Raw genomic sequence first — 14,865 nt, forward strand, 5'->3', positions numbered from 1 at the left:
CGGCGCCGCGCTTTTTTGCAGCACCGTGTTCACGAATGGCAGCGGCGTTCCAGCAAGACGGAACCATGCTTCTGCGCTGTGGTTGGGCTCCCGGCGCGCGAGCTCGGCTCAATCGGCTCGCGGCCGGTAGTCCCGAGAAAAGGTGTTCAGCGTGGATGCTCAAACCCGGGAGCGTGGGCCGTCCGCGGAGCAGCCGCAGAGGGCGAAGGAAGCTTCGACCACGAATCCTGATCAAGCCCGCGACGTCAAAGACCAGCCGGACAAGCCGGCGCCGCCGTTGCGCGCGCGGCTTCGCGAGCATTGGCTGCTCACAACTGGCGGCGCCATTGTGCTGATCGCGGCGCTGGTCGGCGGTTTGCTTTATTGGCTTGAGATCCGCCATTACGAATCCACCGACGACGCTTTCGTCGCCGCGCGCAGCTTTTCCGTGGCTTCGAAGGTGGGTGGCTACGTGACTGACGTTCCGGTCACGGATAACCAGCACGTCAATGCAGGAGATTTGCTCGCCAAGATCGACGAGCGCGACTACCGGATCGCGGTCGACCAGGCCAACGCGCAGGTCGCGGTCTCCAAGGCGAACATCGACAATGTCGAGGCGCAGATCGTTTCGCAGGAGGAGCAGATCAAGCAGGCCCAGGCTCAGCTCGAGCAGGCGCAAGCCCAGCTTCAGTTCTCGCAGGAAGAATTTGCGCGGGCGCAGGATCTGGTCGAGAAGGGCGCCGGCACCGTGCAGCGCCAGCAGCAGACCCGTTCCGATCTTCAAGCCCAGCAAGCCAACACAGAGCGCGCGAGGACCGCAGTCACGGCGGCACAACTCGGCATCAAATCGCTGCAAGCGCAGCTCGAAGGCGCCAAGGCGCAGCTGGAGCAATCGCAAACGCAGCTCGATCAGGCCAAGCTGAACCTGCAATATACCAGCGTCGTTGCCGCGCAGTCCGGCCGCGTCGTCAAGCTGAGCGGCGCCAAGGGCACATTCGTCACCGCCGGCCAGAGCCTGATGATGTTCGTGCCCGACGAGGTCTGGATCGTCGCCAATTACAAGGAGACGCAGCTCAACGACATGCGTCCGGGCCAGCCGGTCGAGCTCCGCATCGATGCCTATCCCGGCCGCAAGCTGACCGGCCACGTCGATTCCGTGCAACCGGGCTCGGGCACCGCGTTCAGCCTGCTGCCGGCGGAGAACGCCACCGGCAATTACGTCAAGGTGGTGCAGCGCGTGCCGGTGAAGATCGTGGTCGACAACTGGCCGGCCGATCTGCCTGTTGGTCCCGGCATGTCGGTCGTGCCATGGACCAGGGTGCGATGACGGACGTTACGCAGGGCGGGACCGCCGGCTGGTCGCCGGAGCGCTCTGCGGCCGGCGGGCACAATCCCTATCTGATCGCCTTCGTGGTCTCGATCGCGACCTTCATGGAGGTGCTCGACACCACCATCGCCAACGTCGCGTTGCGCCACATCGCCGGCGGGCTCGCGGTCGGCATCGACGAGAGTACCTACGTCATCACCAGCTATCTCGTTGCCAATGCCGTCGTGCTCTCAATCTCGGGTTGGCTATCGACCGTGATGGGACGCAAGCGCTTCTACATGATCTGCGTCGCGACTTTCTCGGTGGCCTCGCTGTTGTGCGGATCTGCCTGGAGTTTGCAGTCGCTGGTGCTGTTTCGCATCCTTCAAGGCCTCGGCGGCGGCGGCATGGCCACCAGCGAGCAGGCGATCCTTGCCGATTCGTTTCCGCCGCAAAAACGCGGCCAGGCCTTCGCCATCTATGGCGTCGCCGTCGTGGTCGCCCCAGTGATCGGCCCGACGCTCGGCGGCTGGATCACCGACACCTATTCCTGGCATTGGGTGTTCCTGATCAACGTGCCGATGGGTCTGATCTCGCTGTTCCTGGTCGGCACGCTGGTCAAGGAGCCGTCGGGCGCGGAAGAGGAGAGGGCGGAGCTGCTGAGCAGAGGCCTGCGCGTCGACTACATCGGCTTCCTGCTGGTCGCGATCGGGCTCGGCGCGCTCGAATTCGTGCTTGACGAAGGTCAGCGCAATGATTGGTTCGGATCGAACATGATCCTGTTCTTTGCACTTCTTGCCGCCTTCTGCCTGCTCGCATTGATCCCATGGGAGTTGATGCGGGATGATCCGATCGTCGACATCCGCCTGATCGGCAGGCGCCAGTTCGGGTCCTGCTTCCTGGTCATGCTCGGCACATTCGCGGTGCTGATCTCAACGACGCAGCTATTGCCGCAGCTTTTGCAGACGGAGCTGGGCTATACCGCCATGCTTGCAGGATTGGTGCTGTCGCCGAGCGGCGTCGTGACGATGATGTTGATGCCGGTGGCGGGGCGACTAGTCACGATCGTGCAGCCCAAATATCTCATCATGTTCGGCGCTGCGACTGCCGCACTTTCCATGTGGCATCTGACCGGGCTTACCGGGGAGATCACCTACGGCTATGCCGCGCTGGCGCGAATCTATCTCGCGGTCGCTCTTCCGTTCCTGTTCCTTCCGGTGACGACGGCATCCTATGACGGCTTGCCACCCGAGAAGACCAACCAGGCCTCCGCCCTAATCAATGTCGCGCGCAATATCGGCGGCTCGATGGGGGTTGCGCTGGCGCAGACGCTCCTGGCTCAGCGCCAGCAATTCCATCAGAGCCGTCTGATCGAGCACGCTGCGCCCTCGGATCTCGGCTACCAGCAGACCATCGACGCGATGACGCGCTACTTCCAGGCCCAGGGCTCGAATGCGAGCGATGCGGCGTCACAGGCGATCGCCTGGGTCGGCCGCACCTTGCAGCAGCAGATCGATCTGCTCGCCTATATCGACGTGTTCTGGATGCTCGCGATCGTCGCTGTACTGATGATTCCCACGGCGGCGGTGCTGCGCCCGATCGATTTGAGCGCGCCGGCGCGGGGGCACTGACGCGCCCTCCACCCGTCCGGAGAGAAATGGTGACCGTGGCACGAGACTGCGGCTAGACTGAACCTGACACCAGGCAAAATTCCGGGAGGAGAAACTAAGTGAAGACCGCGATCACCGAACTGTTCGGCATCGAGCACCCGATCATCCAGGGCGGCATGCATTTCGTCGGCTTTGCCGAGCTGGCTGCCGCCGTCTCCAATGCCGGCGGGCTTGGCATTATCACCGGGCTGACGCAGAAGACGCCCGAGCTGCTGGCCAAGGAGATCGCGCGCTGCCGCGACATGACGGACAAGCCGTTCGGCGTGAATCTCACCTTCCTGCCGACCTTCTCGGCGCCGCCTTATCCGGAATACATCGCGGCCATCATCGAAGGTGGAATCAAGGCGGTTGAGACCGCGGGCCGCAGCCCGGAAGCATACATGCCGGCGCTGAAGGCGGCCGGCATCAAGGTCATCCATAAGTGCACTTCAGTCCGCCACTCGCTGAAAGCAGAGCGGATCGGCTGTGACGCCGTCAGCGTCGACGGGTTTGAATGCGGCGGCCATCCCGGCGAGGACGACATTCCCAACATGATCCTGCTGCCGCGCGCTGCGGAAGAATTGAAGATCCCGTTCGTCGCCTCCGGCGGCATGGCCGACGGGCGCAGCCTCGTCGCGGCGTTGTCGCTGGGCGCAGCCGGCATGAACATGGGCACGCGCTTCATCGCCACCAAGGAAGCGCCGGTGCATCAGAACGTCAAGAACGCGCTGGTCACCGCCACCGAGCTCGACACCCGCCTGATCATGCGGGCGCTGCGCAATACCGAGCGCGTCCTGAAGAACGCCAATGTCGACCGTCTGCTCGAGATCGAGCGCGAGAAGGGCGCCAAGCTCACGATCGACGACATTCACGACCAGGTCGCGGGTGTCTATCCCAGGATCATGCTGGATGGTCAGATGGACGCGGGCGCCTGGAGCTGCGGCATGGTCGCAGGCCTCATCCACGACATTCCCTCCTGCAAGGAACTCGTCGACCGCATCATGAGCGAGGCGGAAACCATCATCCGCAGCCGCCTGATCGGGTTCCTGGATGGGACAGGGACGACGCGAAAGGTCGCCTGACATCGCCAAACTTCTTAACCACGGCGGCAATTGGCCGCTGGAATTGCGCGCGACGCCTCCTAAATACGGGTAAATTGCCCCTTTCATAATCGATTTCAGGAGGCGTCCGTGGTCCTGAAAAGCGTTCCCTTTGCAATTGCCGTGGCCCTCGTGCTCGCAGGGGCGGGCATCGCGCGCGCTGACGACTACAAGCCTGACGAATATCTCGGTCTCGATCTGTCCAAGGCTGTGCTATCGCCGAAGCGGCTCGGTCCGGAGACGAAATTCGCGCCGGTCGCTTTGGAGGCACGCGGCGGCAACGAGGCGCAGGCGCGCACCGAGCCGATCGACGTGCCGAGGAAGGTTGCCGCTGAACGCGTGCACGTGGCCGAGCCCAAGGTCGGCCATGCCCGGAGCGCCCAGCCGCGCGGTGCGGCGCGCACTAAACTCTCACGTCGTCACGGCAATCCGCTGGACGCGCAGGCAAGGGACACGCGCATCCAGACCTGGCCGTGCCGCTCCGGCGGCATCTGCAACTGGAAGCGCTAGCTCATAGGCGTCATCACTGCGTCGCAAAACCGTAGGCGCGGAGTCAAGAAACCGTAAGCTGGAAGTCAAGGAGCGCAGGCACCTTCCGTCGCGATTCGACGAAGGTTTCCTGAATGGCAACGCTCCGCGCCGCGCGGGCATGGACCCGGCGGCAATTTTTGGTTCGCTCGACCTCCAGCCTCGCCATCGCCTCGCTTGGGACGCTCGCAAAGCCGCATCTCAGCCGCGCCGCCGATCGTCCGCAGATCACGAGCGGCATCCAGTCCGGCGATGTCTCTGACGGCGCCGCCGTGATCTGGGCGCGCGCCGACCGGCCGGCGCGGATGCAGGTGGAGTGTTCGACCGTCGAGAGTTTTAAGACGATCATTGCGTCGGCTTCGCGAGATGCGCTGCCCGATGCCGACTTCACTGCAAAGCTGCTGCTGAACGATCTGCCGCCCGGGCAGGACATCTTCTATCGCGTGCGCTTCGACGATATTGCGACCGGTATCGCCGGCGAGAGCCGCATCGGCCATTTCCGCACAGCGCCGGCCGCGGGCCGGTCGATCTCGTTCCTGTGGTCCGGCGATACCGCGGGGCAGGGCTGGGGCATCGATGTCTCGCGCGGCGGGTATCGCAGTTATCGCACCATGCTCGACAACCGCCCGGATTTCTTTATCCACTCCGGCGACCACATCTACGCCGACTGCACCATTCCCTCCGAGCAGAAGCTGCCGAACGGCGAAATTTGGCGCAACATCGTCACCGAGGAAAAATCCGCGGTCGCGCACACGCTGGCGCAATTCCGCGGCAATTACAAATACAACCACCTCGACGAACACTTCCGCGCCTTCCATGCGGAGGTGCCGATGTTCGCGCAATGGGACGATCACGAGGTCACCAACGACTGGTCGCCGACCGGCAGCTACGACGCTGCCGGTTATGAGGACGACGGCACGCCGCTCATGGTCGCGCGCGCCCGCCGCGCCTTCTTCGACTTCATGCCGATCCGCGACAACGGCGCGCAACGGGGCCGGGTCTATCGCAAGATCGCTTACGGCCCTCTGCTCGACGTCTTCATGATCGACATGCGCAGCTATCGCGATGAGACCTGGAACAAAGGAAACGACCATCGCGGCTGGATTCTCGGCGCTGAGCAACTCGCCTGGCTCAAGCGCGAGCTCGCCGCCTCGCGCGCAACCTGGAAGGTGATCGCGGCCGATTTGCCGATCGGCCTGATCAGCCTCGACGCCGTTGCGCTCGGCAATGGGCCGCCCGACCGGCGCGAGCACGAGATTGCCGATCTGCTGGCGTTCATCAAGCGCGCTGGAATCCGCAATATCGTCTGGCTCACCGCCGACATGCACTACACCGCCGCGCACTACTACGATCCGAACAAGGCGCAATTCCAGGATTTCGATCCGTTCTGGGAGTTCGTCTCCGGCCCGCTGCATGCCGGCACCTGGGGGCCGGGCGAGCTCGACAATACGTTTGGTCCGGTGGCGATGTACCAGAACGGCTGCAGCGCGGCGCAGGGCGAGAATCTCGCTCCCTGCTTCGGCCTGCAGTTCTTCGGCAAGGTCGATATCGACGGCCCGACCGGCGTGATGACCGTGGCCCTGAAGGACGTCGACAACCGTGACCTTTGGTCGGTCGATATCGTGCCGCGGCCGCCGGCCCGACCGGCTGTGGTGGCGCAGCATTCGTGAGGGACGACCGCACTGAGCCCTAATCGTCATGCCCGGGCTTGTCCCGGGCATCCACGTTCTTTGTGCCGCGGGGCAAGGCGTGGATGGCCGGGTCAAGCCCGGCCATGACGATGGGGAAGCATCGTGCGCCCCAAAGCTAACCCGATCTTGATTGGCTGCCCGGCGCCGCCCGCGCTATGGTCGCTATTCCCACCACTTCCTTTCCATCACCGAAGAGTCTGTCACCGCGCGTCCGGCGGGATGAATGACGTCAGGAGCCTGTTTCATGGACTATCTGAATACACAGGGCATCAGCATGCCCAAGCTCGGCCTCGGCACCTTCCGCATGCAGGGCGACGTCTGCCGCGCCGCGGTCGAGAGTGCGCTGTCGATCGGCTATCGCCACATCGACACCGCCGAGATGTATGCCAACGAAGACTCGATCGGTTCGGCCATCGCCGCTTCCCGCCTGCCGCGCGGCGAGCTGCACGTCACCACAAAAGTCTGGCACGAGAATCTGGCACCGGAGGCGATCCGTCGGGCTTTCGACGCCAGCCTGAACAAGCTCAGGCTCGACCATGTCGACCTCTATCTCGTGCACTGGCCGTCGAGAGCCGCCAATTGGGGCGCTGTGTTCGAGACCCTGATGAAGCTGAAGGAGGAGGGACGCACACGGGCGATCGGCGTTGCGAACTTTACGACGGCGCTGCTCAAGATCGCCGTCGAGGACATCAAGGCGCCGATCGCCTGCAACCAGATCGAATATCATGCCATGCTCGATCAATCGAAGGTGCTGGCCTATCTCAACGCCAAGTCGATCCCGCTCGTCGCCTATTGCCCGCTGGCGCAGGGGCGCTTCGCAACAGATCCGGTGCTGAGCGAGATCGGGATCAAGCACAATGCGACCGCTGCGCAGGTCGCGCTGAAATGGCTGCTCGATCAGAACGGCGTCGCGGCGATTCCAAAGGCCTCGCGGCGCGAGAGCCAAAAGGCCAACCTCGATGCCCTGAAGATCACGCTCGACGACGCCGACCGCAACAAGATCGCCGCGCGCCGAAGGACAGGCGCTGCGTCAATCCCGGCTTCGCGCCGACGTGGGATTAGCCGCCGAGTGCTTTCGAACGCAAAGAGATGGCCCCGTGAGGGGCCATCTCCATGTTGCGTTGCGCGTTAGTCCCAGTGGTGGCGGTGACTGCGCTTGATCACGACGACCCTGTCGCCGCGATGGTGCCAGCCGCGATGCCAGCCGTAGTCATGGTGCATGCGATATTCGGCGCGGGCGCCGTACGGGCCGTGATGATGACCGCGTTTGATCACCACCGTCTCGGCGCTCGCCAGCGTCGGCGCCGCGATCACCAGCGCGCCGAGAGCCGCAACCACATAACCAAGCCTCTTCATGATGTCTCTCCTCCAATCGAATGCACATCTAAACCGCGCGTGCACGCGAACGTTCCGGAGGAACTGCGGGAGAATTCTGAACGGCTGTTAATCGCAGCGTTGCTGCGCCGGTGTCGGCGCGCCGGTCGCGACGTATTTGCCGTCCCTGATCGTGTACTCGCCGCGCTCGCAGCGATTGTAGATCGCGCGCAGGCTGCCATCCTTCTGCAAGAGGAGTCCAAATTCGCGCATCTGATGCAGCGAGGGGAAGAACACCATCACATTGAGCAGGCCCTCGGCATTGACCGTGGCGGAGACGACCTCGTTCTCGTCCCTGGCGTCGCCGAAGTTGCGCCCGTACATCACCCGGCCGTCCTTCCTGATCTCGTAGGTCAAGAGCGCGCGCTTGTCGCGGTCGGGCCGAACCGCGCAGTCGACCGCCCAAGAGCCGAGCAGGCCCCATTGTTCGACTGTCGCCGCAAGCGTCTCGGCACGCGCCGCGGACGCGAGTGCGATCCACAGCAGCGCAGCCGCGATCCAGCGGCTCAAACAACCCGTCATGTCCTGGCAAGCCCCGCCTCGAAGAATTCCAAAGTGTAGCATCCCGCGCACGGCCGTCCACGCCAGCTGCCGATCGCGCGCGAATTTGATCCGCGTCAATGAGGCCGGCCGTTTCCGGAGTAGGATGTGCTTCCCGAAGGCGAACGTGGATAGACCAATGCTGAATCAAGTCGTGGATTTTGCGGGCGAAGTGCTCCCGGGGAGCTGCGCCGTGCCGCCTTATTCCGAGACCGCGTTTCTGGCCGAACTGGGCGAGCGCTTAAGGTCCTCGCGCACGCGCTGCGACCTGTCGCGCCGTGAGCTGGCCCGCCGCTCCGGGATTTCCGAGCGGTACATCGCCCAGATCGAGGCCGGCAAGGGCAACGTCTCGATCGTCCTGTTGCTGCGACTGGCCTCCGCGATCCACGGCAGCCAGCCCCAAGTGGCTTAATATCAGGCGGCTTAATATCAGGCCCGCTTCTCCACATTGGCGCTACGGGCCGGCACGCCAAATTCCTTGCGGCAGACCTCGGCCAGCACGGCGATCCCCTCGCGGATCTGCTGATGCGTCGGGCTCGCAAAGCACAGCCTTAGCCGCGAGCTGGAATGGTTCTTGTTGGTCGACCATTCCGGCCCCGGATTGATCGAGACGCCGGCGGCGAGCGCGGCCTGATAGAGCTTGAGCGTATCGACCTGGTCGGGCAGCTTCACCCACAGGAAGATGCCGCCCTTGGGCTCCTCGAATTCGGCCGCCGTCCCGAACTGCTCGTTGAGGGCTTCCATCAGCGTATCGAGCTTGGTGCGCAGCGCCTTCGTCAGGGCCGGCACGTGGGTCGAGAAATGCGGCTTGCAATAGGTGGCGAGCACCATCTGCTCCAGCGCGCCGGAGCCGGCATCCGTCTTCAGGGCCAGCATCCGCGACATCACATCCCAGGGCGCCACGACGAAGCCGACGCGCAGTGCCGGCGCGATCGATTTCGAGAACGAGCCGATATGGATCACGCCGCCGTTTCGGCTCATCGCATGGATCGCAGGTGGCCGCTGTCCCGACCAGACGAGATCGGCATAGCAATCGTCCTCGAAGATCGGCACGCCATATTCCGATGACAAGCGCAGCAGCTCCGTGCGCCGGTTCTCCGGTATGATGCTGCCGGTCGGGTTCTGCACAGTCGGGATGGTGTAGATGTATTTCGGCCGGATGCCGCGGCTCTTCAGGTCGGCTAGCGTGGAAGCCAGCACGTCCATGCGCATGCCGTCCTTGTCGAGGGGAATGCCCACCACATTGACGCCGAGCCGCGCCAGGCGCGTCAGCGCGCCCTGATAGCTCTCCTGTTCGAAAATCACGGTATCGCCGCGCGTCAGCAGCGTGGCGTTGACGAGATCGAGCGCCTGGAGCGAGCCCGAGACGATCAGGAGATCGTCGACCGTGCACGTGATGCCGGCATCGCGCTTGAGCTTTGTCACCAGGAATTCGCGCAAGGGCAGGTAACCCTGGGGACCGTGCGCCAGCCCGTAAGTGGCAAGCGAGCGGCCCTCGCGTTGCAGCGCCAGGTTCGTCGCCTCGATCAGGCCCTCGAGCGGCACCTGCTCGGAATCGTTGTTGCCGCCGACGAAGCTGTATTTGGCAAGGCCCGTCCAGCGCGCAGAGGGGGCCGGCAGCCCTGCGGGAAACAGGGGCGCGAAATCGAAGCTGGAGGTCATGGGCGTTCCTCGTCTTGTTCTTGTTGGTGGCCGGCGTTGCACCGGCCTGTCTTACTTCTTGCTGGCCGTCCGGGTCGGACGTCCCTGGCTGATGAAAGCGTAATGCGCATTGGCGACGCCGCCAACCATCAAGGCCTCGACCACAGGCTCGGCGATCTCGCTTGTTGCGGCCCAGTCGACGAGAAAATTGGCTCCGGTCCCGCCGCGGACGTCGTCGGTCGGAATGAAGATCGACACGGTGGCGAGCGGCCTCAAGGCGACCGGCGCCTTCAGATAGCTCTCGACTTGCTTGCCTGCGGTGTCGAAATAGGCGATGCGTTTGACCACCAGCGGCCGGGTCTCGGAGGCGTTGTGCACGCTCAGCGTCACCGAGAAGTCGACACGCAGCTTGCCCTGGCTCATCGCGACGCTGGAATAGGCGGGCACGTAGAACCCGCCGGAGACGGCGAGTTCTTCCTTCGGCAGCGCGGTTAGCGAATCAGCAAAGTTCTGTTCGATACTGACCTTGGATTGCGCGGCGGCGGGCGCGGCGTAGGCGAGGGGGCATAGCAGCATTGCCGCGAGGAGCCCTTTCCGCATGTGACGAATTGCTCGCTTGCCGCACCGCAACCCGTCTCTAGGGTGCGGCAAAACGGACCAATTTGGCATGCACGAGCTCATTCGCGACATCACTCTCTGTATTCTGTTTGCCTGGATGCTGGGCCTGCTTGCCCATTTCTCCCGGCAACCCCTGATCCTGGCCTACCTTATCGCCGGCTTCTGCATAGGTCCATTCGGCGCCGGCTGGGTCAAATCGCAGGAATCGATCAGCGTCATCTCCGAGCTCGGCCTGATCTTCATGCTGTTCATGATCGGGCTGGAGATCGATCTGAAGAAGATCGTGCGGGCGGGAAAGGTGATCCTGTTCGCGGCGGGCGGCCAGCTGCTCGGGGGCTGCCTGCTCGGGGTCTTGTTCTTCGTCGGCATCGGCCTGTCGCTCGGCGGCGGGCATTTCGATGCGGTCTATCTCTGCGTCGCCTGCGCGTTGTCGAGCACCGTCATCATCGTCAAGGTGCTCTACGAGAAGCGCGAGCTCGACACGCTGCCGGGCCGCATCACCCTCGGCGTGCTGGTGCTCCAGGATATCTTCGCCATCCTGTTCCTGGCGGTGCAGCCGAGCCTGGCCAATCTGCAAGTCAGCGTCATACTGCTCTCGATCGGCCGCGTCGCGGTGCTGGTCGCCGCCGCGCTTCTGGTCAGCCGCTACGTGCTGCCACGCCTGTTCCACCAGATCGCACGCCGCCCTGAGCTGATCCTGCTCGGCGCGCTCGCCTGGTGCTTCCTCGTCGCCGAAACTGCGGAGCGGCTGTCGCTGTCGCGCGAGATGGGCGCGCTGATCGCCGGCGTCTCGCTCTCGACCTTTCCTTACGCGCTCGACGTCACCGCCAAGGTCACGACGCTCCGCGACTTCTTCATCACGCTGTTCTTCGTCGCGCTCGGCATGACCATTCCCGTGCCCGGTCTCTCCGTCATCGGGCTGGCCTTGATGATCGCGGCGTTTACCGTGGTGAGCCGCCTCATCACCACCTTCATCCCACTCTACCTGATGAAGCAGGGGCTTCGCGCGAGCCTGTTGCCGGCCCTCAACCTCGCCCAGATCTCCGAGTTCTCCCTGGTGGTGATCCAGACCGGCATCGCCGACCACCATATCGCGCCGGAGACGGCGAACGCGGCCTCCTTCGCCTTCGTGGTGCTGGCCGTGCTCTCGACCTTCGTGATGACGCGCAGTGACGAGATCACCCGCTGGATGATCGGCCCCCTGAAGCGGATCGGCCTGCGCGACCTCGATCATGGCAGCGGGCATGCCGAGGAGGCCCATGGGGGCGGCCATGGCGAGGCCCGCCGCATCGTCATCCTCGGCTTTTTCCGTGCGGCGAGCGCGCTTTTGGCCGAGATCGAACGGCAGGCCCCGGTGCTGCTGGAGCAGATCACGGTGGTCGATTTCAACCCCAATGTGTACCAGACCCTGCTCTCGCGCGGCCTGCACGTGATCTATGGCGACATCAGCAATGTCGACACGCTGCTCCATGCCGGCGTCGGCAAGTCCGAGATGATCATTCTCAGCGTGCCGGATTCGCTGCTGAAGGGCGCCACCAACGAGAAGCTGGTCCGCCACGTCCGCGCGCTCAACCCCACCGCCCTGATCGTGGCGACCGCCGACCTCCTGGCCGATGTCAGCGAGCTCTACGAGGCCGGCGCCAGCTATGTCACCGTGACCCGGCTCAGCGACGCCCACGAGCTGTTCACGGTGATCGAAGCCGCCCAGGCCGGCCTTCTGGCCGACAAGCGCGCCGAGCTCGATCAGAGGCTCGGCGAGCGGCGCGAAGTGCTGCCGTGACCGCGCCCGGCCGCCTTCCTTTCCGGCGGTCGGTGCCTATATCCCTGGTGTCTTCGGTGCAAGCCTGAACCACCCTGGCAGGCCTGCCGTCTGGCATATGTGGTTGCGCTGGGAAGACTAGCGCCCCGGCTCAAGTCCGGCTAAGCCTCCCGGCCATAACCGATAGAGATTGGGAAATGCCCGATAGCATTCAGGAAGTCTTGCAGGCCTTTGCCCGGGGCGAGCTCGTCGTCGTCACCGATGATGAGGATCGCGAGGGCGAGGGCGATCTGATCGTCGCTGCCTCGCTCTGCACCGCCGAGAAGATGGCGTTCATCATCCGCCACACCTCCGGCATCGTCTGCGCGCCCGTGACCACGGAGGACGCGCGCCGCCTGCGGCTCGACCCGATGGTCGCCCACAACGATTCCGCGCACACCACGGCATTCACGGTCTCGATCGACTACAAGCCCGACGGCGGCACCGGCATCTCCGCCGAGGAGCGCGCCTCGTGCTGCCGGGCGCTGTCCAATCCCAATGTCGGCGCCAACGACTTCGCCCGCCCGGGCCACATCTTCCCGCTGATCGCCAAGGATGGCGGCGTGCTGCTGCGCTCCGGCCATACCGAGGCCGCGGTCGACCTCTGCAAGCTCTCCGGCCTGCCGCCGGTCGGCGTCATCAGCGAGCTCATGAACGACGACGGCAGCGTGATGAAGGGCGAGCAAGTCGCCCGCTTCGCCGCCGAGCACAAGCTCAAGCACGTCACCATCGCGGACATGATCGCTTACCGCCAGGGGCGCGAGAAGCTGATCGAGCGGGTCTCGACCTTCGTCACCGAGAGCCCGATCGGGCCCTTGCAGGGCTATGCCTATCGCTCGCCGTTCGATTCCATCGCCCACGTCGCCTTCGTCTACAATGGCGTCGGTGACGGCAAGAACGTGCTGACGCGCTTTCACAAGCCGAACATCGTCAAGGACGCTTTCACCGGCCACAAGCGCATGGCGGCGGTGCTCGAGCATTTCAAGAAATCCGGCCGAGGCGTGCTGGTCTACCTGCGTGATGGCGCAGCCGGTGTGCCCGTGGAGCCGCTGCCGGACGAGACGTCCACGGAAGCCGACCGCAACCGCCAGTGGCGCGAGGTCGGCGTTGGCGCGCAGATCCTGCGCGATCTTGGCGTCACCTCGATCCGGCACCTCACCTCTTCGGTGCACGACTACAAAGGCCTGTCGGGCTTCGGCATCGAGATCGTCGCCAACGAGCAGCTCGAAAGCTGACACGCAGTGTAGAGGCGAGGAGATGTTCGACGCTTCGCCTCGCCCCGGAATGACCGAAACCAGGATGCAATTGCACTTGTTGCCGCGGCGCTTTAATTTGTCGGGCAATTTATGACGGAACCAGACGCGAAAGGACGTTTCATGAGCGTGCGCCCTCAGGCCAAGGACAAGCCGGCTGCGGCTTCTTTCCAGTGGGACGATCCGTTCCTGCTCGACGAGCAGCTCACCGAAGACGAGCGCATGGTGCGCGACACCGCTCGCGCCTACGCCCAGGACAAGCTGCTGCCACGTGTCTCCCAGGCCTATCTCGAAGAGAAGACGGATCGCGAGATCTTCAACGAAATGGGTGAGCTCGGCCTGATCGGCATCACGCTGCCCGAGGAATATGGCTGTGCCAATGCGAGCTACGTCGCCTATGGCCTCGTCGCGCGCGAGATCGAGCGGGTCGATTCCGGCTATCGCTCGATGAACTCGGTGCAGTCCTCGCTGGTGATGTATCCGATCTATGCCTATGGCGACGAGAACCAGCGCAAGAAGTACCTGCCGAAGCTCGCCAGCGGCGAGTGGGTCGGCTGCTTCGGCCTGACCGAGCCCGACGCCGGCTCCGACCCGGCCGGCATGAAGACCCGCGCAGAAAAGGTTTCGGACGGCTATCGCCTCACCGGCAGCAAGATGTGGATCTCGAACGCGCCGATCGCCGATGTGTTCGTGGTCTGGGCCAAGTCGGCGGCGCACGACAACCAGATCCGCGGCTTCGTGCTGGAGAAGGGCATGAAGGGCCTCTCCGCGCCGAAGATCGGCGGCAAGCTGTCGCTTCGCGCCTCCATTACCGGCGAGGTCGTGATGGACGGTGTGGTGGTTCCCGAGGACGCGCTGCTGCCCAACGTCTCCGGCCTGAAGGGCCCGTTCGGCTGTCTCAACCGCGCCCGTTACGGCATCTCCTGGGGTGCGTTAGGGGCCGCGGAGGACTGCATGCACCGCGCCCGCCAGTATACGCTCGACCGCAAGCAGTTCGGCAAGCCGCTCGCCGCGACCCAGCTGGTGCAGAAGAAGCTCGCCGACATGGAGACCGAGATCGCGCTGGGCCTGCAGGGCTCGCTTCGTGTCGGCCGCCTGATGGACGAGGGCAAGTTCGCGCCCGAGATGATCTCGATCATGAAGCGCAACAATTGCGGCAAGGCGCTCGACATCGCCCGCACCGCCCGCGACATGCACGGCGGCAACGGCATCTCGATCGAGTATCACGTGATGCGCCACGTCCATAACCTCGAGACGGTCAACACCTATGAGGGCACCCACGACGTCCACGCCCTGATCCTGGGCCGCGCGATCACGGGCATTCAGGCGTTCTTCTAGTCGTCACGCATTCCGTGGCGGTTGTTTTGCTGAGCTGTCATCGCCCGCCT

13 protein-coding genes and 1 pseudogene are annotated in these 14,865 nt (G+C 64.2%); 10 read left to right on the forward strand and 4 right to left on the reverse strand.

All coding sequences use genetic code 11. The features are described from left to right. Positions 1-151 precede the first annotated feature (151 nt). From LRP30_RS11020 to LRP30_RS11045, 6 genes and pseudogenes are all read left to right on the forward strand, one after another. A complete protein-coding gene (locus tag LRP30_RS11020; RefSeq protein WP_249760316.1) occupies positions 152-1,306 on the forward strand; it encodes an HlyD family secretion protein in 1,155 nt (384 codons plus the stop codon). Then, positions 1,303-2,916, forward strand: coding sequence for a DHA2 family efflux MFS transporter permease subunit (locus tag LRP30_RS11025; RefSeq protein ID WP_249760317.1), 1,614 nt, complete (start codon positions 1,303-1,305; stop codon positions 2,914-2,916). Before LRP30_RS11020 ends, LRP30_RS11025 begins: the two co-directional genes overlap by 4 nt. 98 nt (positions 2,917-3,014) lie before the next feature. Next, positions 3,015-4,016 (forward strand): nitronate monooxygenase family protein, encoded by a 1,002-nt coding sequence (locus LRP30_RS11030; protein ID WP_249760318.1) that lies wholly within the window; start codon positions 3,015-3,017, stop codon positions 4,014-4,016. Positions 4,017-4,124: 108 nt separating this feature from the next. After that, complete coding sequence (locus LRP30_RS11035) at positions 4,125-4,544, forward strand: hypothetical protein (RefSeq protein WP_249760319.1); 420 nt, start codon at positions 4,125-4,127, stop codon at positions 4,542-4,544. A 113-nt stretch (positions 4,545-4,657) separates the two neighbouring features. Continuing rightward, positions 4,658-6,232 carry an alkaline phosphatase D family protein gene (locus tag LRP30_RS11040; protein ID WP_249760320.1) on the forward strand — a complete coding sequence of 525 codons (1,575 nt, stop codon included), beginning with the start codon at positions 4,658-4,660 and terminating at the stop codon, positions 6,230-6,232. Positions 6,233-6,497: 265 nt separating this feature from the next. After that, a pseudogene (locus LRP30_RS11045) lies at positions 6,498-7,315 on the forward strand (aldo/keto reductase). A gap of 66 nt (positions 7,316-7,381) precedes the next feature. On the opposite strand, the gene LRP30_RS11050 reads toward LRP30_RS11045, so the two are convergent. Both LRP30_RS11050 and LRP30_RS11055 read right to left on the reverse strand, forming a co-directional pair. Next, a complete protein-coding gene (locus LRP30_RS11050; RefSeq protein ID WP_128935323.1) occupies positions 7,382-7,609 on the reverse strand; it encodes a hypothetical protein in 228 nt (75 codons plus the stop codon). An 87-nt stretch (positions 7,610-7,696) separates the two neighbouring features. Next, positions 7,697-8,149: a hypothetical protein gene (locus LRP30_RS11055; protein WP_249760321.1), complete on the reverse strand. Its 453-nt coding sequence runs from the start codon at positions 8,147-8,149 to the stop codon at positions 7,697-7,699. A 157-nt stretch (positions 8,150-8,306) separates the two neighbouring features. On the opposite strand from LRP30_RS11055, the gene LRP30_RS11060 reads away from it, so the two are divergent. Continuing rightward, the gene (locus tag LRP30_RS11060) at positions 8,307-8,579 is read left to right on the forward strand and encodes a helix-turn-helix domain-containing protein (protein WP_128935322.1); all 273 of its coding nucleotides are present in this window, start codon (positions 8,307-8,309) and stop codon (positions 8,577-8,579) included. A 17-nt stretch (positions 8,580-8,596) separates the two neighbouring features. On the opposite strand, the gene LRP30_RS11065 is transcribed toward LRP30_RS11060, so the two are convergent. Both LRP30_RS11065 and LRP30_RS11070 read right to left on the reverse strand, forming a co-directional pair. Beyond that, positions 8,597-9,829 carry a PLP-dependent aminotransferase family protein gene (locus LRP30_RS11065; RefSeq protein ID WP_249760322.1) on the reverse strand — a complete coding sequence of 411 codons (1,233 nt, stop codon included), beginning with the start codon at positions 9,827-9,829 and terminating at the stop codon, positions 8,597-8,599. 51 nt (positions 9,830-9,880) lie between these two features. Beyond that, positions 9,881-10,408 (reverse strand): DUF3124 domain-containing protein, encoded by a 528-nt coding sequence (locus tag LRP30_RS11070; RefSeq protein ID WP_249760323.1) that lies wholly within the window; start codon positions 10,406-10,408, stop codon positions 9,881-9,883. 67 nt (positions 10,409-10,475) lie between these two features. Here LRP30_RS11070 and LRP30_RS11075 point away from each other — a divergent pair, with 67 nt between their 5' ends. The 3 genes from LRP30_RS11075 to LRP30_RS11085 all read left to right on the forward strand — a co-directional run bounded on the left by LRP30_RS11075 (position 10,476) and on the right by LRP30_RS11085 (position 14,815). Continuing rightward, positions 10,476-12,206 (forward strand): cation:proton antiporter, encoded by a 1,731-nt coding sequence (locus LRP30_RS11075; RefSeq protein ID WP_128935319.1) that lies wholly within the window; start codon positions 10,476-10,478, stop codon positions 12,204-12,206. Between the two features lie 176 nt (positions 12,207-12,382). Continuing rightward, the gene (gene ribB, locus LRP30_RS11080) at positions 12,383-13,459 is read left to right on the forward strand and encodes a 3,4-dihydroxy-2-butanone-4-phosphate synthase (protein ID WP_091892435.1); all 1,077 of its coding nucleotides are present in this window, start codon (positions 12,383-12,385) and stop codon (positions 13,457-13,459) included. Between the two features lie 141 nt (positions 13,460-13,600). Beyond that, complete coding sequence (locus LRP30_RS11085; protein WP_091892433.1) at positions 13,601-14,815, forward strand: acyl-CoA dehydrogenase; 1,215 nt, start codon at positions 13,601-13,603, stop codon at positions 14,813-14,815. Positions 14,816-14,865 lie beyond the last annotated feature (50 nt).

The organism is Bradyrhizobium sp. C-145 (assembly GCF_023375135.1).
Classification (GTDB): Bacteria; Pseudomonadota; Alphaproteobacteria; order Rhizobiales; family Xanthobacteraceae; genus Bradyrhizobium; species Bradyrhizobium zhanjiangense.

Excerpts from the sequence above, each read along its gene's own strand:
- LRP30_RS11085 (WP_091892433.1), top strand. The coding sequence starts at position 13,601 with ATGAGCGTGCGCCCTCAGGCCAAGGACAAGCCGGCTGCGGCTTCTTTC.
- LRP30_RS11060 (WP_128935322.1), top strand. The coding sequence starts at position 8,307 with ATGCTGAATCAAGTCGTGGATTTTGCGGGCGAAGTGCTCCCGGGGAGC.
- LRP30_RS11040 (WP_249760320.1), top strand. The coding sequence starts at position 4,658 with ATGGCAACGCTCCGCGCCGCGCGGGCATGGACCCGGCGGCAATTTTTG.
- LRP30_RS11055 (WP_249760321.1), bottom strand. The coding sequence starts at position 8,149 with ATGACGGGTTGTTTGAGCCGCTGGATCGCGGCTGCGCTGCTGTGGATC.
- LRP30_RS11075 (WP_128935319.1), top strand. The coding sequence starts at position 10,476 with ATGCACGAGCTCATTCGCGACATCACTCTCTGTATTCTGTTTGCCTGG.
- LRP30_RS11065 (WP_249760322.1), bottom strand. The coding sequence starts at position 9,829 with ATGACCTCCAGCTTCGATTTCGCGCCCCTGTTTCCCGCAGGGCTGCCG.
- LRP30_RS11050 (WP_128935323.1), bottom strand. The coding sequence starts at position 7,609 with ATGAAGAGGCTTGGTTATGTGGTTGCGGCTCTCGGCGCGCTGGTGATC.
- LRP30_RS11070 (WP_249760323.1), bottom strand. The coding sequence starts at position 10,408 with ATGCGGAAAGGGCTCCTCGCGGCAATGCTGCTATGCCCCCTCGCCTAC.
- LRP30_RS11025 (WP_249760317.1), top strand. The coding sequence starts at position 1,303 with ATGACGGACGTTACGCAGGGCGGGACCGCCGGCTGGTCGCCGGAGCGC.
- ribB (WP_091892435.1), top strand. The coding sequence starts at position 12,383 with ATGCCCGATAGCATTCAGGAAGTCTTGCAGGCCTTTGCCCGGGGCGAG.